Origin of the sequence: Thermoanaerobacter thermocopriae JCM 7501 (genome assembly GCF_001310975.1) — a bacterium.
Lineage (GTDB): Bacteria > Bacillota > Thermoanaerobacteria > Thermoanaerobacterales > Thermoanaerobacteraceae > Thermoanaerobacter > Thermoanaerobacter thermocopriae.
Genome location: NZ_BAZY01000007.1, coordinates 1 through 19,703, shown reverse-complemented (window position 1 = coordinate 19,703; position 19,703 = coordinate 1). Strand labels below are relative to the sequence as shown.

The following is a 19,703-nucleotide window of genomic DNA, read 5'->3' as shown; positions in this document are numbered from 1 at the left end:
GACAAAAGAAAAAAATCTGATAAAATTAAAATCATTGAATGTATACATTATTTTAGTAAAGGAGGCAGGATACAAAATGAATGCTTTGGGTCGCCACATTTTGGCAGAGATTTATGGGTGCGATAGCGACATTTTAGACAACTTGGAATTAATCGAAGACATAATGGTTCAGTCTGCAATAGTATCAGGCGCAGAGATACGGGAAGTAGCTTTCCATAAATTTAATCCCCAGGGCGTAAGCGGAGTAGTGGTCATATCAGAATCTCATATAACTATCCATACTTGGCCAGAATTGGGTTATGCCGCGGTTGACGTATTTACTTGTGGCGATGATGTCAATCCGTGGGATGCCTGTAACTATATAGCGAAAATGTTAAGAGCACAAAACATGACTGCAACAGAGGTAAAACGTGGAGTATTCGAAAAACCAGTGAAGGTGGTTAATTACTAATTTAATTTCATCCGAAAAGTTATTAAATTGTGGCTTTTAAAGCCACTTTTTTCTATAATTAGAGGTGAACATATTTATGGTAGGTTATGAGGACTTTGTAAAAAAAATACATAAATTAACTGGAATAGATTTGTCTTTATACAAGGAAAAGCAAATGAAGAGAAGATTAGAATCTTTGATTACTAGCCGTAAATTTAGTTCCTATGAGGAGTATTATAATGAACTTACTATCAATAAAACATTATATGAGGAGTTTCTAAATTACATTACCATTAATGTAACTGAATTTTTTAGAAACCCTTCACAATGGGAAATCTTAGAGAAGGACCTTTTACCCCACATTATAAAAAAAGGTTTTAGAGTATGGAGTGCCGCTTGTTCTACTGGAGAAGAACCTTATTCTGTAGCTATGCTTTTGACAAAATTTATAGATCTAAAAGATGTGACAATTATTGCTACTGATATAGATGTAAGCGTACTAGAAAAAGCTAAAAAAGGTATATATTCGGTTGAGACTGTTAAAAAAGTACCTCAAGAATATTTAGGAAAATTCTTTAGAAAAAATGATGACAAAAGTTATCAGATAACTGAGGATATTAGAAAAAGTGTGCAATTTGAAAGGCATGACTTATTGAATGACGAATATCCAAAAAATATAGATTTATTAATTTGTAGAAATGTGTTAATATATTTTAATGATGCAGCTAAAGATAAAATATATAAAAATTTTATGAGTCTTTAAATGACGACGGAATATTCTTTGTGGGTAGTACAGAGCAAATAATATTGCCATATAGATACAATTTTGAACCAATTAAAACTTTTTTTATAGAAAAATTACTCCCCAGAGATAAAAGAGGTGTTAATAATGTCTACTAACATTTATGTAACTAAGGAAGAATTAAAAAAACAAGAAGATATAATGAAAGAAATTGCAGAAAAAAATAAGGGCAAAGACCTTTATTATCATATTGAAACTTATGGATGCCAAATGAATGTCCATGATTCAGAAAAACTGGCAGGTATGCTAGAAAAAATGGGATATAAATATACTGAAAATCTGGAACAAGCTGATGTTTTACTTTTTAACACTTGTGCTGTAAGAGAACATGCTGAAATAAGAGTATTAGGAAGAGTCTCACAAATGAAAGAATTGAAGGCTAGAAATCCTAATTTAATTATTGGTGTATCTGGCTGTATGATGCAAGAAAAAAATGTAGTAGAAGCTATTAAAGAAAAATATTCCTATATAGACATTGTTTTTGGAACTCATAATATATATAAATTTCCACAGCTTTTATGGGAAGCTTTAAACTCTCAAGATATAGTGATAGATGTTATAGAAGATACAAAAAAATGTAATTGAAGAGTTACCTGTCAAGAGGGACAGCAATTTAAAGGCATGGGTTAATATTATTTATGGTTGCAATAATTTTTGCACCTATTGCATAGTGCCATATACAAGAGGCAGAGAAAAGAGTAGAAAGCCAGAAGATATAGTAGCAGAAGTAAAAGAATTAGCTCAAAAAGGGTATAAGGAAATCACTTTATTAGGACAAAATGTAAATTCCTATGGGAAAGACCTTGATGAAAATATAACTTTTGCAAAACTACTCTACAAGCTAAATGAAATTGAGGGAATTGAAAGAATAAGGTTTATGACCTCTCATCCTAAGGACATTTCTGATGAATTAATATATGCTATGAGGGATTTAAATAAAGTTTGTGAACATTTGCATTTGCCTGTACAAGCTGGTAGCAATAAAATTTTAAAAAAGATGAATAGAAAATACACCAAAGAGCACTATTTAGAAATTATTGATAAAGTAAGAAGTAACATTCCAGATATTGCAATAACAACAGATATAATTGTAGGTTTCCCAGGTGAAACAGAAGAAGATTTTTTGGAGACGTTGGATTTAGTACAAAGAGTACGATTTGATGCCGCTTATACTTTTATATACTCTAAAAGAGCAGGTACTGTTGCGGCGAATATGCCAGACCAAGTAGATGATGCTGTAAAACATGAGCGTTTAGAAAGACTTATAGAGTTACAAAACAAAATCAGCTTAGAAAAAAGTGCAGAATTGAGAGGAAAAATTGTGGAAGTATTGATAGAAGGGATTAGTAAAAGAGACAGCAATAAATTGACATCTCGAACTCGAACCAACAAAGTAGTTCACTTTGTAGGAGATGAAAGCCTTATTGGTAAACTTGCCAATATTAAAATAACCGAAACCAAAGCTTGGACAATGCAGGGAGAATTGGTAGAAGTTATAAGATAAAAGTGCGCCTATATGGGCGCTTATTTTTATGATATAATAAAAAGGAGTCGGAGGTGCAAAAAAATGGCCGTCACTCCAATGATGGAACAATACCTTAAAATAAAAGAAAAATATAAAGATGCAATACTATTTTTCCGCTTAGGGGACTTTTATGAAATGTTTTATGAAGATGCAGAAATTGCTGCTAAAGAGCTTGAAATAGCTTTGACAGGAAGAGACGCAGGAACGGAAGAAAGAGCCCCAATGGCTGGTGTTCCTTATCATGCAGCAGACTTTTATATAGACAAGTTGATAAAAAAGGATATAAGTTGCTATTTGTGAGCAATTGGAAGACCCTGCAAAAGCAAAAGGATTGGTAAAGAGAGATGTAGTAAGAATATACACTCCGGGGACAATAATAAATCCTGAATCAATGGATGAAAAAACAAATAACTATCTTGTGTCTGTCTTTAAAGAAAGGGACAATTATGGAATTTGTGCTGTTGATGTAACAACTGGAGATTTATACGCCACAGAAATTAAAAATTGTAAAGACAACAAAAAAGTTTACGATGAAATAATAAAGTACGCTCCTTCAGAAATAATCGCCAACGAAGATTTTTTAAAAAACAATAAGTATATAAAAATCTTTAAAAGTAACAATTGTGCTGTAAACACTTATGAAAAAAAACTTTACTATGAAGAAAAGAGTAAAATAATAGAAAATCAGTTTAATAAAAAACTTGAAGAATTAGGAATAAAAGATAAGCCCTATGTAGTAAATTCACTATCTGCTCTTTTCTGCTATTTAAACGAGTTGCAAAAAACTGCTTTAAAGCATATAAACAAACTGCTTATATATGAGGATAACTCCTATATGGGATTAGACAGCAATGCAATAAAAAATTTAGAAATATTAGAATCCAATAAAAACAAGTCAAAAAAAGGTTCTTTATTAGGAGTTTTAGATAAAACTGTGACTCCGATGGGGGGAAGGCTTTTAAAAAAATGGCTAGAAGAACCTTTGCTTAACAAAGAGCATATTGATGCTCGGCTGCAAGCAGTAGAAGAGCTTTTTAATGATTATAAAAATCGTCAGGATTTAAAACAACTTTTAAATAAAATCTATGATTTAGAAAGATTGAGCAGCAAAATTGTTTATCAGAGTATTAATCCAAAAGATTTTATTTCTATAAAATTATCTCTTCAAAATTTGCCCTATATTAAGGAAATATTGCAAAGATTTAGTTCGCGGCTTTTGAAAGATATATACGAAAAGTTTGATACCTTACAAGATATATACGAATTAATAGATAAGTCGATAAAAGATGATCCCTCAACTCAATTAAAAGAAGGAAACATCATAAAAGATGGATACAATGAAACAGTAGATAAGCTGAGAAAGGCTTCGGTAGAAGGCAAAAATTGGATTGCAAACCTTGAGGCTGAGGAGAGAGAAAAAACCGGCATAAAAAATCTGAGGATAGGTTACAACAAAGTTTTTGGTTACTATATCGAAGTTACAAAATCTAATATACCACAGGTTCCTGAAAGATACATACGAAAACAAACGTTGGCTAATGCAGAAAGGTACGTAACGCCTGAGCTTAAAGAAATAGAAGAGGCTATATTGGGAGCAGAAGAAAAATTAATAGAGCTTGAATATCAGCTTTTTAACGAAATAAGAGAAAAAATAGAACTCCAAATTGTAAGGATACAAGACACAGCCAAGTATATAGCTACAATTGATGTACTTATTTCCTTTGCAGAAGTTGCAGAAACCAATCGATATACAAAGCCCATAGTAGATTATAGTGACAGAATAGTTATAAAAGAAGGCAGGCATCCAGTAATAGAGACTATTTCTGATGAATCATTTGTAGCAAATGACATAGATATTGGTCCTGAAAATCCTATCATGATAATAACGGGCCCTAATATGGCTGGTAAATCTACGTATATGAGACAGGTTGCTTTAATTGTATTGATGGCACAGATAGGTTCTTTTGTCCCCGCTTCTTACGCTAAAATTGGGATTGTGGATAAAATTTTTACAAGAGTAGGAGCATCCGACGACATCTTTGCAGGGCAGAGTACCTTTATGGTGGAAATGTCTGAAGTGGCAAATATATTAAAATCTGCTACTAGTAAAAGTTTAATAATACTAGATGAGGTAGGAAGAGGTACAAGCACTTATGATGGTATGAGTATAGCTCATGCAGTTATTGAATATATTCATGAAAAGATAAAGGCTAAAACTTTGTTCGCTACTCACTATCATGAATTAACAAAACTTGAAGGCAAGATGAAGGGAGTAAGGAATTATAATGTCTCAGTAGAGGAAAGAGAAGATGACATAATATTTTTACGGAAAATAGTACCTGGTGGTGCGGACAAAAGTTATGGAATTCAAGTTTCAAAATTAGCAGGGTTGCCCTATAGCATTGTTGAAAGAGCAAAAGAAATATTAAAAAGTTTGGAAAATGATACTGTTATAAAGTTCGAATTAGAAAATGCAACACAGCAACTAGCGTTTACTCAAATAGACATTTTTTCTACAGCTAAGGATTCGTTAATTGAGGAAATAGCCAATTGTGATTTAGATAACATGACTCCAATTCAAGCTCTAAATTACTTATATAAATTAAAGGAGAAGGCAATTTCTCTAAGGAGCGGAGTATGATGAATAAAATTCGCCTTTTAGATGAAAAGACAATAAATAAAATTTCTGCAGGAGAAGTTGTTGAAAGGCCGGCTTCTATAGTAAAAGAATTAATTGAAAATTCTATTGATGCAGGTAGTAAAAATATTACTGTAGAAATTTTGGAAGGTGGTATTCCTTATATAAAGGTATCTGACGACGGCTGTGGAATGAATGAAATAGACGCTATTCTAGCTTTTGAAAGACATGCCACCAGCAAAATTAAATCTGATAATGACCTTTATAATATAGGGACATTAGGGTTTAGAGGAGAGGCCTTAGCCAGCATTGCCGCAATTTCTCATGTAACTTTACAGACTAAAGAAGAAGGTGCTTTATTTGGCACTAAAGTTGTTGTGGAAGGCGGGAAAGTAATAGAGAAAACTAATTGCGGTTGTGCAAAAGGATGTAGCGTTGAAGTACGAGATGTGTTTTTTAATACACCTGCACGAAGAAAGTTTTTAAAAAAACCTTCAACAGAGGCCATGTATATAACTGATACCGTAACTAAATTGTGCCTTTCCCATCCTGAAGTTTCTTTTAAATACGTAAAGGACAAAAAATTACAATTTATAACATCAGGAAAAGGAGATGTAGAAGATGTAATTTTAAGACTTTTTGGAAATGAAGTTTATTCTTCTCTCATGTCAGTTTCTTTTCAAACAGAAGATTTAAAACTGAAGATTTTAGCAGGTAAAAATTCTTTAAATTATTCTAATAGGAATATGCAGTTTTTTTATGTAAATGGAAGATACGTAAAAAATAGGACCCTCTCAGCCGCTATCGATGAAGCTTTTAAGACTTATATACCTGTAAATCGATATCCTGCTGTTTTTTTGTACATGGAAATAGACCCAAGGCAAATTGATGTGAATATACATCCTTCAAAATTAGAGATAAAATTTTCAGATGAAAGAAGGGTTTTTGAAACTGTTTACAAAACTATAAAGGATAGCCTTCATAAATATAACTTGATACCAGAAGTAAAAATTGAAGAAAAGAAAAATATCTTTAAAATTGAGACTCCAACTATTTCAGCTGAGCAGACGAAATTATACTTGACTTCTTCTGATAAAGAATTAGAAGAGGAAAAAAAGAAACTTGACAATGAATTTAGAGGTAAGAATGTTTTTTTAAAAGATAATGTATTAAAAGAAAATAGTAAAAATAGTAGTTTAGACAACCATTTGGCAGTTTATGAGGAATATGAAGATGAAAAAGAAGAACTAAATAAAAAAAATGACATTACTAAAAAAATAAGTGATATAAGAATAGTAGGTACATTGTTTTCTACTTATATAATTGTAGAAAAAGAAGATGTGTTTTATATAATTGACCAACATGCTGCCCACGAAAGGATTTTATACGAAAAGTTTACTTCCCAATATGAAAAAATTCAAACAAAGCAGGTAACATTTCCTATTGTAGTAGAATTGCAACCAGGAGATTTAGAACTTGTTCAACAAGAGAAAAAACTCTTAAATAAGTTAGGTTATACATTTGAGGAATTTGGGAATAATTCTATTATATTAAGGGAAGTACCTGTAATTTTAGGACAACCAGAAGCAAGGCAGTTATTTATAGAGATAGTAGAAAAACTTAGAGATAAGGAACTTATCAATAAAATATCTTTAAAAGAAGAAAGCATTATAATGATGGCTTGTAAAGCTGCAGTAAAAGCCATGGATAATTTATCTGAAAGAGAGATTTATAAACTCTTTGAAGATTTGAAGATTACAGAAAATCCTTACACCTGTCCTCACGGAAGACCTGTTATAATCGCTATAACAAAGACTCAATTAGAAAAAATGTTTAAAAGAATTATGTAATATAAGGGTGATGGGATGGCTATACAAATTGTGCTTATTGTTGGACCTACCGCCTCTGGCAAGTCTAAATTAAGTGTAGACCTGGCAAAAGAATTTAATGGAGAAATCATTTCTGCTGATTCTATGCAAATTTATAAGTACATGAATGTTGGTACAGCAAAGATCACAAAGGAAGAAATGCAAGGTATCCCTCATTATTTGATAGATATTGTAGATCCGAATAAAGAGTTTAGTGTTGCAGAATATGAAAAAAGAGCAAAAGAGATTATAAAGGATATTCACAAAAGAGGGAAACTTCCTATAATTGTAGGTGGAACTGGTTTATATATCAATTCAATAATTTATATCATGCACTTTTCTGATTTTAAAGGAAGCAAAGAATTTAGAGAAAAAATGAAAGAATTAGCAAACAACTATGGTAATCAATATCTTTATGAAAGATTAAAAAGTGTGGACCCAGAGGCAGCAAAAAAAATCCATCCAAATGATATTAGAAGAATCATCAGGCTTTGGAAGTTTATGAATTTACAGGCAAACCTATTTCTTACTATCAAAAAATGAGTGGTATGCGTTTAAATCCAGAGTATCAGCCAATAATGATAGGGCTTAATTTCAGAAACAGACAAATTTTATACGATAGAATTAATCAAAGAGTAGATGAAATGATAAAAAATAATTTGGTTGAAGAAGTGGTAAACTTGCTAAAAATCGGGTATAATAAAGACAGTACCGCTTTGCAGGCTTTAGGATATAAAGAAATTGTCGAATATTTAAAAGGAGAGATTTCTTTAGAAGAGGCTGTTGAAAAAATTAAAAAAGGGACAAGGAGGTATGCAAAAAGACAGATCACTTGGTTTAAGGGTTATGAATTTATCAAATGGTTTTTTGTAGATGACTATAAAAATTATGAAGAACTCAAAAAAATATTATTAAATATTTAGCAGGAAAATTAAATTTTTGATAGAATATAACTAATGATACATAATTAAAGAAGGGGGATAAAGATGGCAAGTTCAAAAGCAGCTATTAATTTACAGGATATTTTTTTGAATCAAGTAAGAAAAGAGCATGTACCAGTAACCGTCTACTTAATTAATGGATTTCAATTAAAGGGTTTAGTAAAAGGATTTGATAATTTTACAGTGGTGCTGGAATCAGAAAACAAACAACAACTTCTTATCTATAAGCATGCTATTTCGACAATAACGCCACAAAAGCCTGTAATTTTCTCTGGTTCTGATAAAGATGAAAAGAAGGAGGAGTAAACAACAAAAAAACAGTATTAGGGCAACTAATACTGTTTTTTGAAATAACAAAGCAAGGGAGTTTTTAAGATGAAGATTGGCTTTATAGGCGTCGGTAATATGGGACTTGCTCTTATAAAGGGCATATTAAAGTCAGATTTTATAGATGCTGAAGATTTAATTCTTTACGATCCGGTGAAAGAAAAAACAGCAGGATTAGAAAAAGAATTTGGTGTTATTGTAGCAAAAAGCAATGCTGATCTAACTGAAAAGTCAGATATTGTCATTTTAGCAGTAAAACCTAATATTTACGATGCTGTATTAGAAGAAATAAAAGCAAAAGTAACTGCTAAAAAAATAATAATTACTATAGCTCCAGGCATAACTATAAGTCATGTCAAAGATATCTTAAAAACAGGAAAAATAGTGAGAACAATACCTAATACTCCTGCTTTAATAGGAGAAGGTATTACTGCTATAAGTTACTCACAAGAGATCGAGCAAGAGGATAAAGAGGTTGTGACAAAAATTTTTAAAGCCTGTGGGGAAATTGTAGAAGTGGAAGAAAAGCTGATTGATGCTGCAATGGCTGTCTCTAGTTGTAGTCCAGCATTTGTGTACATGTTTATTGAAGCATTGGCAGATGGTGGTGTATTATTGGGATTACCAAGAGATATTGCATATAAATTAGCCTCAAAGGCTGTAGCTGGTGCAGGTAACATGGTACTAAAAACAAGTTTTCATCCTGGTCAATTAAAAGACATGGTGACATCTCCAGGTGGTACAACTATTGAAGGTATAAGAATTTTGGAAAAAAATGCAATGAGAAGCGCGGTGATTGAAGCGGTTTCAGCTGCATATCAAAAAACAAAGGGACTGAAGTAAAGATGGAAAATAATATCGATATTGTTGAAATATACACAGATGGAGCTTGTAGTGGTAATCCTGGTCCAGGTGGCTGGGCAGCAGTTTTACTATACAAAGAAGCAAGGAAAGAAATATCAGGATTTGAAGAAAATACTACAAATAATCGAATGGAATTAAAAGCAGTAATAGAAGCTTTGAAAGCCTTAAAGAGGCCTTGTAAAGTTAATTTATATAGTGACAGTAGTTATGTGATAAATGCCTTTAAAGAAGGCTGGCTTGAAAAATGGCAGAAAAACAATTGGCTAAAATCAGATAAAACGCCAGTAGAAAATCAAGAGTTATGGAAGGAGCTTTTAGAGGTTTCAAAAAGACATCAAATCAATTGGATTAAAGTAAAAGGTCATGCAGATGATGAATTCAATAATTTATGTGATAGACTGGCTACAGAGCAAATAAAAAGAAATACTAAAAAGTTATAAGAGTTTTAAGCTCAAGGAATCTTAGTTTAGTAAGGTTCCTTGAGCTTTTTAATAATTTTGAACGTTAGTCTAAAAATAGCTTGATTTAAGCATTATATATATGGTATCATATATACAAGTAATTATACGAAATAACTATTTCGTATAATTAGAATTTTAGAAAGGAGTTTTGAGAATGTCTAATGAAGCTTCTAATATTTCTAATAATGGTTTTACTAAATACCCGCCTCTTCTTGAAGAATTTTTAAACTACTTTTCGACGGTAAAAGCCCGTTCTTATAATACTGTAAAAGCTTATGCCTATGACTTGGTTTTGTTTTTACGCTTTTTAAAGCAAAGACGCGGAAAAGTAAGCCCTGATGTTGAATTTGATGAAATAGATATTTCTGATGTAGATGTTGACTTAATAGAATCTGTTGATTTAAACGATTTATATGCTTACCTCAACTTTGTAACTAACGAAAGGTCTAATACTCCCCCTGCTCGTGCTCGAAAAGTAGCAAGTTTAAGGTCATTTTATGATTATCTTTACAAAAAAGCTAAAGTAATAAATAAAAATCCTACTCAAGAATTAGAGTCGCCGAAACTTTCTGTAAGACAGCCTATCTACCTTACTCTTGATGAAAGTAAAAAACTTTTGGATTCTATAGATGGACCTTTTAAAGAAAGGGATTATGCTATCATAACTTTGTTTTTAAACTGTGGGCTTAGGGTTTCTGAACTGGTGAATATAAATATAGACGACATTAAAGACGATAAACTAACAGTTATAGGAAAAGGAAATAAACAAAGAACAGTTTATTTAAATGACGCCTGTATTAATGCAATAAATGCATATTTGAGAGTAAGGCCTAAAGAAGGAGTGAAAGATAAAAAGGCTTTGTTTTTGAGCAAAAGATTAAAAAGAATAAGTGTAAAAACCGTACAATATACTGTGAAAAAACATTTAAAAAATGCTAATTTAGGAGGAAAAAAATATTCTGCCCATAAATTGCGCCATACAGCCGCGACTTTGATGTACAGATATGGTAATGTAGATATAAGGACTTTACAAAAGCTCTTAGGGCATTCTAACGTTTCTACGACGCAAATTTATACCCATGTAGATGATTCACAATTAAAAGAAGCTGTAAATAAAAATCCTTTATCACAAAAGGAATAGCAAATAAAGACAGACACAAAGCGTTTTTTACTTCGTGTCTGTCTTTATTTAATTTTCCAATTGATTCTTATAAATATTATTTAAGGCAATAGTTATTGCCAATTTTACTTGAGGATAAGTAAGGCCACCCTGCACGTATGCGATATAAGGTTCTCTTATAGGGGCATCTGCACTTAACTCTATAGAAGAGCCTTGTATAAATCCTCCTGCTGCCATTATGACTTTATCTTGATATCCCGGCATGTCCCAAGGTTCAGGAATTATATGAGAGTCTACTGGGGAACCCATTTGTATTCCCTGGATAAAAGATATCAACTCTTCAGCAGTTTTAAATTTAATAGCTTGAACTATATCAGTTCTTTCTTCGTCATATTTTGGAATAACTTCATAGCCTAAGTCTGACATAATTTTCGCTAAAAGAACAGCTCCTTTTAAAGCTTGTCCTACCACTTGAGGTGAAAGGAATAACCCTTGTAAAATCAATCTATTTAAATCTAAAGAAGGACCTACTTCTTTTCCAATACCAGGAGCGTATAATCTGTAAGAGGCATTTTTTACCAACTCCTTTTTACCTACTACGTATCCACCAGTAGGAGCAATTCCCCCACCCATGTTTTTTATAAGAGAACCTGCTATAATGTCGGCTCCTACTTCTGTCGGTTCTTTTATCTCAGTAAATTCTCCATAGCAATTATCTACAAATATAATTACATCTTCTTTTACCTTTTTAATTTCACTAATTGCCTTTTCTATATCTTCTATCTTCAAAGACTTTCTATAGTCATATCCTTTTGATCGTTGAATCATCACCATTTTAGTTTTTGAGGTTATTGCTTTTTTTACCCTTTCTATATCTATTTCTCCATCTTCGAGGAGGGGAATTTCTTTATATATGACTCCATATTCTTTTAAACTTCCCCTCCCCTCCCCTTTTATACCTATTATTTCTTCTAACGTATCATAGGGCCTTCCACAAGCCGAAATTAGCTCTTCATTTGGTTTTAAATTGCCAAATAGGCATAATGATATCGCATGGGTTCCAGAAACGATTTGAGGCCTTACTAGAGCGTCTTCTGCGGCAAATATTCCTGCATATATCTTTTCGATTGTCTCTCGCCCTATGTCACCATATCCATAGCCAGTTGTGCCATTAAAATGGATATCACTTAATTTGTTCCTTTGGAAATGATATATGACCTTATACTGATTGTACTCTACAATCTTATCAATCTTTCTAAATACAGGATGACAATCTTTTTCTGCTTTTTCTATAACCTCGATTATTTTTGAGTTTATATGGAAATTGTTCTGCAAAAATTTTTTTGTGTCCATTTTCTCAGTCCTCTCTAATGTCTATACTGTCAATTGTTATTAAATCTTCTTTGGTTATATTTATTTTGTTTAAAACTCTTACAGCCTGTTTTCTGATTGCTCTTTCTATGATATTCCTTACAAGGCGCGCATTTCCCATTTCTCTTGAATTGTCGTCACGAATCAATATTTTCATTAATCTTCTCTTTGCACTTTCTGTAAGCTTATATTGCCTGTTCTTTACCATGAGTTCCGCAATCTGAAGAAGTTCATCTATAGTATAATCAGGAAAATCTATCTGGATTGGAAATCTGGAGCGAAGTCCGGGATTGGTATTTAAAAAATATTCCATTTCGTGTTTGTAACCTGCTAATATAAGTATAAATTTATTCCTATTGTCTTCCATTTCTTTGACAAGAGTATCAATAGCTTCTTTGCCAAAGTCTTTTTCTCCACCCCTTGCCAAAGAATAAGCTTCATCTACAAACAAAATTCCTCCCAAAGCTTTTTTTACATTTTCACGAACTCTGTGAGCAGTATGCCCTATGTATTCTCCTACTAGATCAGCTCTCTCTACTTCGACTACATGGCCTTTTTCTAAAACTCCTATACTTTTTAAAAGCTTTCCTAATATCCTTGCTACAGTAGTTTTGCCAGTTCCTGGATTGCCTTTAAATATCATATGTAATACTATAGGTTCAGTGGCTAATCCTTCCTTTTTACGCTTTATTTGCAGTTGCGAGAAAGCGTAAATTTCTTGTATAATTTCTTTCACTTTATTAAGGCCTATCAAAGAATTTAGCTCTTTTAAAGCTTCTTCTTGTAATTTTTTTATCATCCACAGTTGTTGTAACTTCTTTAGGTTTGTCTTCTGACTTTTTTTCTATTTTATATCCTTCAAAAAAAACTGGCCATATTCCCATCTACCACCACATCCCAATACCATTTTTATTGTTATTCTATGATATTGGGATGTGGAAAGTGAACAAATTTTATACTTCTACTTTTGCTTCTACATCTTCTTTAAAATCTGCTAAAATAGGGTTTACAATTTCCTCAATGTATTCTTCAGTCTGGCTTACAGCTCTTCCGGTAAATTTTATAGGGTCAACTAATTCTTTAATTTCTTCTTGGGAAAGTTTAAATCTTTGGTCATTTTGTATATAATAAAGTAATCTATTTTCTTCTCCATTTTTAACTTCTTCTGCTGCTTTTAAGGAATATACTCTTATGGCTTCATGTAATTCTTGCCTATCTCCCCCTTTAAGTACAGCTTCCATCAAAATCTTTTCTGTAGCCATAAAAGGCAATTCCTTCATCACATTTTTTTCAATTATTTTTTTGTTTACTTTTAAACCAGACGCAATGTTTATGTAAAGATTTAATATAGCATCTGTGGCAAGGAACATTTCAGGTATTACAATCCGCCTGTTAGCCGAATCATCCAAGGTTCTTTCAAACCATTGAGTAGAAGAAGTAATTGATGTATTTAAAAGTGTTACAATAACATACCTACTTAAAGCTGCCATTCTCTCGCTTCTCATAGGATTTCTTTTATAAGCCATTGCAGAGGAGCCTATTTGTTTTTCTTCAAAGGGCTCTTCAATTTCTCTTAAATGTTGCAAAAGCCTCAGGTCGTTGCTGAATTTGTGAGCACTTTGAGCAATACCGCTTAAAACAGACAAGAGCATAAAGTCATATTTTCTCGTATAAGTTTGTCCTGTCACGGGGAAGGATTTTTTGTATCCCATTTTTTCTATTACTAATCTGTCTAGCTCTTTTACTTTTTCTTCATTACCACCAAAAAGTTCCATAAAACTTGCTTGTGTACCAGTAGTACCTTTTACCCCTCTTAACATTATGTTTTCTCTTCTATATCTTAAGTCTTGTAAATCGAGAATTAAATCCTGGATCCAAAGGCATGCTCTTTTACCAACTGTAGTAAGTTGAGCTGGTTGAAAGTGAGTATAACCTAAAGTAGGTAAATCTTTATATTTTAAAGCAAATTCGGATAGAACTTTTATTACTTTAAGAAGCTTCTTTTCAATTAGCTTAAAAGCTTTATCCATCAAAATTATGTCAGTATTGTCATCTACAAAAGCAGAGGTAGCTCCTAAATGGATTATAGGCTTTGATTTTGGGCACAAAAGACCATAGGCATGTATGTGAGCCATAACATCATGCCTAAACTCTTTTTCAAATTTTTCCGCATCTTCATAGTTTATGTTGTCTATATTTTCTTCCATTTCTTTAATCTGTTCATCTGTAATATTAAGCCCTAATTCTTTTTGGCTTTTTGCCAAGGCTACCCATAATCTTCGCCAAGTTTTAAATTTTTCATCATCAGAGAAAATTTGGGCCATTTCTTTGCTAGCATATCTTGTTATTAACGGATTCTGGTAAGTGTCTCGCATATTTACCTCCTCATTATACTTTATTTAAAAATTCTTCAATTCTATTTAGACCTTTTTCAATATTTTCAAGGGAAGTAGCATAAGAAATCCTAATGTAATTGTCCATTCCAAAAGGCAAAGCAGGAACAACTGCTACATTTGCTCCTTCAATTAAAACTTTTGCAAAATCTATTGAACTTTGGATAATCTTTCCATTTATCTCTTTTCCAATATATTCATCTATATTTACCATTACATAGAAAGCCCCTTGAGGATTATTTGATTTTAATCCCTTTATTTTATTTAACCTTTCTACCATATAAACTCTTCTTTTATTGAATTCTTCTGCCATTCTTTTAATAACTGTTTCATCTTCTGATAAAGCGGCTACACTGGCATATTGAGCAATTGAATTGGGATTTGAGGTGGTGTGACTTTGAATGTTTGACATAACTTTTGCTAGTTTTAAAGAAGAAGCAGTATATCCAATTCTCCATCCTGTCATAGCATAAGTTTTAGACATGCCGTTTACCAAAATTGTCAGTTCTTTAATTTTTTCATTTAAAGAGGCGATACTGATGTGACTGCTTCGTAAATTAATTTTTCGTATATTTCATCTGAAATGACAAAAAATATTTGCTTCTTCAATAATTTTTGCAAGTTTTTCTAACTCTTTTTTAGTATACACTGAGCCAGTTGGATTGTTGGGGGTATTTAAAATTAAAGCTTTTGTCTTAGAGGTAATAGCATTTTTTAATTCTTCGGCTGTAATTTTAAAGTCATTTTCTGCTTTTGTTTTTACAAAGACAGGCTTTCCATAAGCCAGCCTTACCATCTCAGGATAGCTTAACCAATAAGGTACAGGAATTATAACTTCGTCGCCAGGATTTAAAATTGCACAAAGGGCATTATATATAGAGTGTTTTGCACCATTTGATATGACAATCTGTTCTGGTTGATATTTAAGGCCGTTATCTCTTAAAAGTTTGTCACATACTGCTTTTTTTAACTCAGAAATGCCTGAGGAAGGAGTATATTTAGTATAGCCATTTTTTATCGCGTCAATTGCAGCTTCTTTTATGTAATCGGGTGTATCAAAATCTGGCTCTCCTACTCCGAAATCTATGACGTCTATGCCTTTGGCTTTTAGCTGTTTTGCCTTTGCTGTTATTTCTAATGTCATAGAAGGGGTAATTTGTAAGGCATTTTGGGATAAATTCAATTTTTACACCTCCAGAGGGTCTGGTTATACAAGTCACAAATATTATTTTACCTTAATTATTTTGATATTTCTACAAAATTTTTAGCTTTACTTTTCAATATTTCAATATATTCATAGTCTAATTTTATGGTTCCTAAAAGGTCTCTGCCATCTACTTCTTTACCGTGAAAGTCTGAACCTCCAGTTATAATTAATTTGTATTTTTTTGCTTTGTTTAGATACTTTTTCACATCTTCAGTAGTGTGTTTTGAATGGTATACTTCTATTCCTATCAATCCCTCAATTGTCAATTCCTCAATAATACTATCATCTTGAAGTAAACCAGGATGAGCTAAAACAGGAACACCTCCATTTCCTAAAATAAGCTTTATTGCTTCAAAAGGGGTGATTCTATATCTTTCTACATAAGCAGGGGCACCAACTCCTATGTATTTTTCAAAAGCTTCTTTTACACTTTCTACATAATTCTTTTTCATCAGAGCTCTTGCTATATGAGGTCTTCCTATGAATTTTTCATTTGTAAATTCCAACACATCTTCTATAGAAATATCAACTCCTAATTCATTTAACTTTTTTAAAATCGCTTTGGCTCTATCACTTCTTAACTTTTTCATTTCGTCTAACTTTTCAATAAATTTTTTATCTTTATAATTTATAAAATAACCTAATATATGGACTTCTTGATTTTGATAATAGCAATTAAACTCAATTCCAGGAATAACTTCAATCTCGTATTTAAAAGAAATCCAAACGGCTTCTTCAAGACCATCAATTGTATCGTGATCTGTTAGAGAAATGCAGCTAAGTCCGTGTTCTTTTGCCAATCGAACTACTTCAGAAGGCGAATTAGTTCCATCGGAGGCTTTTGAATGTATATGAAGGTCTGCAAACATATAATATCACAACCTTTCTCTAAATCTTGCCTTTAATAATTTAAAATAACCTGCAAAATGCAGGTTATTCTTTATCTCGGCTCTACAATTAATTTTATTGCTGTCCTTTCTTCACCGTCTATTTCGATGTCTGTAAAAGCAGGAATACAAATTAAGTCAATTCCGCTGGGAGCCACAAACCCTCTTGCGATTGCAACAGCTTTTACAGCTTGATTTATTGCACCTGCACCTATTGCTTGAACTTCTGCACCTCCACGCTCCCTTAGCACCCCTGCCAACGCTCCTGCTACAGCATTTGGATTAGACTTTGCTGAAACTTTTAACACTTCCATTGTTTTTCCCCCTTAAAGACAAATGATTTTCTCCTTGTTAATATTCTACATTTGTTTTAAAAATCCTTCTTTTTATGAATAAATTTTATTAATGCGTTCTATGCTATAGCATTTTCCTGTTAATTCATTAACAGAAATTACAATGGCATTAATTTGGGCAGGACCTTTTTTTGCAACTTCAAAGCGTACAGGTACAGATGATGTAAATCTTTTAATTATTAATTCTTTATCTATTCCTAATATAGAATCACTAGGACCTGTCATACCAACATCAGTTATATAAGCTGTTCCATTTTGTAATATTTTCTCATCAGCCGTTTGTACATGAGTATGAGTTCCAAATACGCAACTTACTTTTCCATCTAAAAAATATCCCATAGCTATTTTTTCAGAAGTAGCCTCTGCGTGAAAATCTACAAGGATTATATTGGTCTCAACTCTTAATTTTTCTACTTCTTCTAAGGCTACAAAAAAAGGATTTCTATTACAAGGCATAAAAGTAATTCCCTGCAAATTTATAATGCCAATTTTTGAATTTTTAAAATTAAGCACTATAGAACCTCTTCCAGGTGTTTCCTCTAAATAATTAGCAGGCCTTACAATTCGCACTTCTTCATCAATAAATTTTAATATTTCTTTTTGATCCCAAACATGATTTCCCATTGTTAATGCAGCAATTCCCATTTCAAAGAGTTCATCAGCAACTTTACGGGTTAGACCATTCCCTCCCGCAGCATTTTCGCCATTAGCTATAACAATGTCAACATTATATTCTGATATTAGTTCTTGCAAACGCTCTTTTAATATATCTCTACCCAATCTTCCAACAATATCGCCGATGATAAGTATCTTCATTGGTAACCTCCAAAAAATAATTTTCTCAAATTTATTATTACACAAACCTACTTATTAAAACAATAAGTTTATGAAAATTTATAATGAAACTTTTAAAGCGTGCTTATCGCACGCTTTTTTTCAATGCTTTATTTTGCATAATCTACCGCTACTGTCTCTCTTATGACAGTCACTTTTATTTGACCTGGATATTCAACTTCTTCTTCAATTTTTTTGCTTATATTTCGTGCTAAAATGACAATATCATCATCATTGACAATTTCAGGTTTTACCATTATTCTGATTTCTCTTCCTGCTTGTATAGCATAAGACTTTTCTACACCTTCGAAAGAATTAGCGATTTGTTCCAACTTTTCTAGACGCTTAATATAAGCCTCTAATGCTTCTCTCCTTGCCCCTGGTCTTGCAGCAGAAATGGCATCTGCTGCTTGTACTAATACTGCCTCAACAGTCTGAGGTTCCACATCATTATGATGAGCCATTATAGCATGAATAACAGTGTCAAATTCGTGATACTTTTTAGCGAGTTCTGCACCTATCATGACATGAGGACCTTCTACCTCATGGTCTACGGCTTTACCTATATCATGTAAAAGTCCTGCTCTTTTGGCCACCAAAGCATCTGCACCTAATTCATAAGCCATAAGCCCTGCCAAATGAGCTACTTCGACAGAATGCTTTAAGACGTTTTGCCCGTAGCTAGTTCTAAATTTAAGTCTTCCTAATAACTTAATAAGCTCGGGATGCAAACCGTGAATTCCTACTTCAAAAGCCGCTTCTTCGCCTGCTTTAATTATCATGTTGTCTACTTCTTTTTTAGCCTTTTCTACCATTTCTTCTATTCTCGCAGGATGTATTCGCCCATCTTCAATCAATTTTTCTAAGGCAATCCGTGCAATTTCCCTTCGTATAGGGTCAAAGCCTGAAATGACAACAGCCTCAGGAGTATCATCTATTATAAGGTCAATTCCCGTCAAAGTCTCTATTGTCCTTATATTTCTACCTTCCCTACCTATTATGCGACCTTTCATTTCATCATTAGGAAGAGTAACAACGGATACAGTTGTTTCAGCGGCATGATCAGCTGCACAGCGTTGAATGGCAGTGCCAATTATTTCTCGCGCTTTCATTTCTGCTTCTTCTTTAGCTTTGTTTTCCATTTCTTTAATCATTACAGCCGTTTCATGCTGTATATCTTTTTGAACACTTTCAAATAAAATAGCTTTTGCTTCTTCACGGCTCAGTCCCGAAATTCTTTCTAACTCTTCTATCTCTTTTTGATGGAGCAATGAAATTTGTTCTTCCAATTGTTGAATCTCTTTTTGCTTTTCTTCAAGAAGATTTTCTTTTTGTTCTAAAGTTTCGGATCTTTTATCCAAAGTTTCTTCTTTTTGAAGGAGTCTTTTTTCTAAACGTTGCAGTTCACCTCTGCGATCCCTTATTTCTTTTTCTAAATCGCTTCGCATACGGTGAATTTCTTCTTTGGCTTCTAATAACAGCTCTCTTTTTTTATTTTCAGCGTCTCTTTTCGCACTTTCTAATATGGTCCGCGCTAAACTTTCTGCACTTTTTATTTTGGATTCTGCAATAATCTTTCTTGCTAAATAACCAATTAGAAAGCCGACTACTATTGCAATAAGTGCTGTGATTATCAATTGAACATAGCTAATATTCTTACACCTCCTTAGTAGATATTCATT

Annotated in this window: 12 protein-coding genes and 6 pseudogenes; 10 read left to right on the top strand and 8 right to left on the bottom strand. The window is 32.6% G+C overall.

The window, feature by feature from the left end; genetic code table 11:
• Positions 1-76: 76 nt before the first annotated feature.
• The 10 genes and pseudogenes from speD to JCM7501_RS04220 all read left to right on the top strand — a co-directional run bounded on the left by speD (position 77) and on the right by JCM7501_RS04220 (position 10,997).
• Entirely contained in the window at positions 77-451 is a 375-nt protein-coding gene (gene speD / locus JCM7501_RS04265) for an adenosylmethionine decarboxylase (RefSeq protein ID WP_012995208.1), read from the top strand.
• 76 nt (positions 452-527) lie between these two features.
• A pseudogene (locus tag JCM7501_RS04260) lies at positions 528-1,330 on the top strand (CheR family methyltransferase).
• A pseudogene (gene miaB / locus JCM7501_RS04255) lies at positions 1,320-2,736 on the top strand (tRNA (N6-isopentenyl adenosine(37)-C2)-methylthiotransferase MiaB). Before JCM7501_RS04260 ends, miaB begins: the two co-directional pseudogenes overlap by 11 nt.
• A 63-nt stretch (positions 2,737-2,799) precedes the next feature.
• Positions 2,800-5,398: pseudogene (gene mutS, locus JCM7501_RS04250) on the top strand (DNA mismatch repair protein MutS).
• Complete coding sequence (gene mutL, locus JCM7501_RS04245; RefSeq protein WP_028991906.1) at positions 5,398-7,245, top strand: DNA mismatch repair endonuclease MutL; 1,848 nt, start codon at positions 5,398-5,400, stop codon at positions 7,243-7,245. The pseudogene mutS and the gene mutL overlap by 1 nt, the downstream one beginning before the upstream one ends.
• A gap of 15 nt (positions 7,246-7,260) precedes the next feature.
• Positions 7,261-8,186, top strand: a pseudogene (gene miaA, locus JCM7501_RS04240) (tRNA (adenosine(37)-N6)-dimethylallyltransferase MiaA).
• Between the two features lie 63 nt (positions 8,187-8,249).
• Positions 8,250-8,510: an RNA chaperone Hfq gene (hfq, locus tag JCM7501_RS04235; protein ID WP_012995214.1), complete on the top strand. Its 261-nt coding sequence runs from the start codon at positions 8,250-8,252 to the stop codon at positions 8,508-8,510.
• A gap of 69 nt (positions 8,511-8,579) precedes the next feature.
• Positions 8,580-9,374 carry a pyrroline-5-carboxylate reductase gene (gene proC / locus JCM7501_RS04230; protein ID WP_013150315.1) on the top strand — a complete coding sequence of 265 codons (795 nt, stop codon included), beginning with the start codon at positions 8,580-8,582 and terminating at the stop codon, positions 9,372-9,374.
• Positions 9,375-9,376: 2 nt separating this feature from the next.
• Positions 9,377-9,835 carry a ribonuclease HI gene (gene rnhA, locus JCM7501_RS04225; RefSeq protein WP_013150316.1) on the top strand — a complete coding sequence of 153 codons (459 nt, stop codon included), beginning with the start codon at positions 9,377-9,379 and terminating at the stop codon, positions 9,833-9,835.
• Between the two features lie 175 nt (positions 9,836-10,010).
• The gene (locus tag JCM7501_RS04220; RefSeq protein ID WP_012995217.1) at positions 10,011-10,997 is read left to right on the top strand and encodes a tyrosine recombinase XerC; all 987 of its coding nucleotides are present in this window, start codon (positions 10,011-10,013) and stop codon (positions 10,995-10,997) included.
• A 48-nt stretch (positions 10,998-11,045) separates the two neighbouring features.
• Here JCM7501_RS04220 and JCM7501_RS04215 read toward each other — a convergent pair whose 3' ends face one another.
• From JCM7501_RS04215 to rny, 8 genes and pseudogenes are all read right to left on the bottom strand, one after another.
• Positions 11,046-12,329 (bottom strand): methionine gamma-lyase family protein, encoded by a 1,284-nt coding sequence (locus JCM7501_RS04215; protein WP_012995218.1) that lies wholly within the window; start codon positions 12,327-12,329, stop codon positions 11,046-11,048.
• Between the two features lie 4 nt (positions 12,330-12,333).
• A pseudogene (gene spoVK, locus JCM7501_RS04210) lies at positions 12,334-13,231 on the bottom strand (stage V sporulation protein K).
• Between the two features lie 69 nt (positions 13,232-13,300).
• Complete coding sequence (gene purB / locus JCM7501_RS04205; protein ID WP_012995220.1) at positions 13,301-14,722, bottom strand: adenylosuccinate lyase; 1,422 nt, start codon at positions 14,720-14,722, stop codon at positions 13,301-13,303.
• Between the two features lie 13 nt (positions 14,723-14,735).
• Positions 14,736-15,884, bottom strand: a pseudogene (locus JCM7501_RS04200) (pyridoxal phosphate-dependent aminotransferase).
• 95 nt (positions 15,885-15,979) lie between these two features.
• On the bottom strand, positions 15,980-16,816 hold the full coding sequence (locus JCM7501_RS04195; protein WP_028991904.1) for a PHP domain-containing protein: 837 nt from the start codon (positions 16,814-16,816) through the stop codon (positions 15,980-15,982).
• Positions 16,817-16,887: 71 nt separating this feature from the next.
• Complete coding sequence (locus JCM7501_RS04190) at positions 16,888-17,148, bottom strand: stage V sporulation protein S (RefSeq protein WP_003866776.1); 261 nt, start codon at positions 17,146-17,148, stop codon at positions 16,888-16,890.
• A 72-nt stretch (positions 17,149-17,220) separates the two neighbouring features.
• The gene (locus JCM7501_RS04185) at positions 17,221-18,003 is read right to left on the bottom strand and encodes a TIGR00282 family metallophosphoesterase (RefSeq protein WP_012995223.1); all 783 of its coding nucleotides are present in this window, start codon (positions 18,001-18,003) and stop codon (positions 17,221-17,223) included.
• Positions 18,004-18,131: 128 nt separating this feature from the next.
• Complete coding sequence (gene rny, locus JCM7501_RS04180; protein WP_028991903.1) at positions 18,132-19,658, bottom strand: ribonuclease Y; 1,527 nt, start codon at positions 19,656-19,658, stop codon at positions 18,132-18,134.
• Positions 19,659-19,703 lie beyond the last annotated feature (45 nt).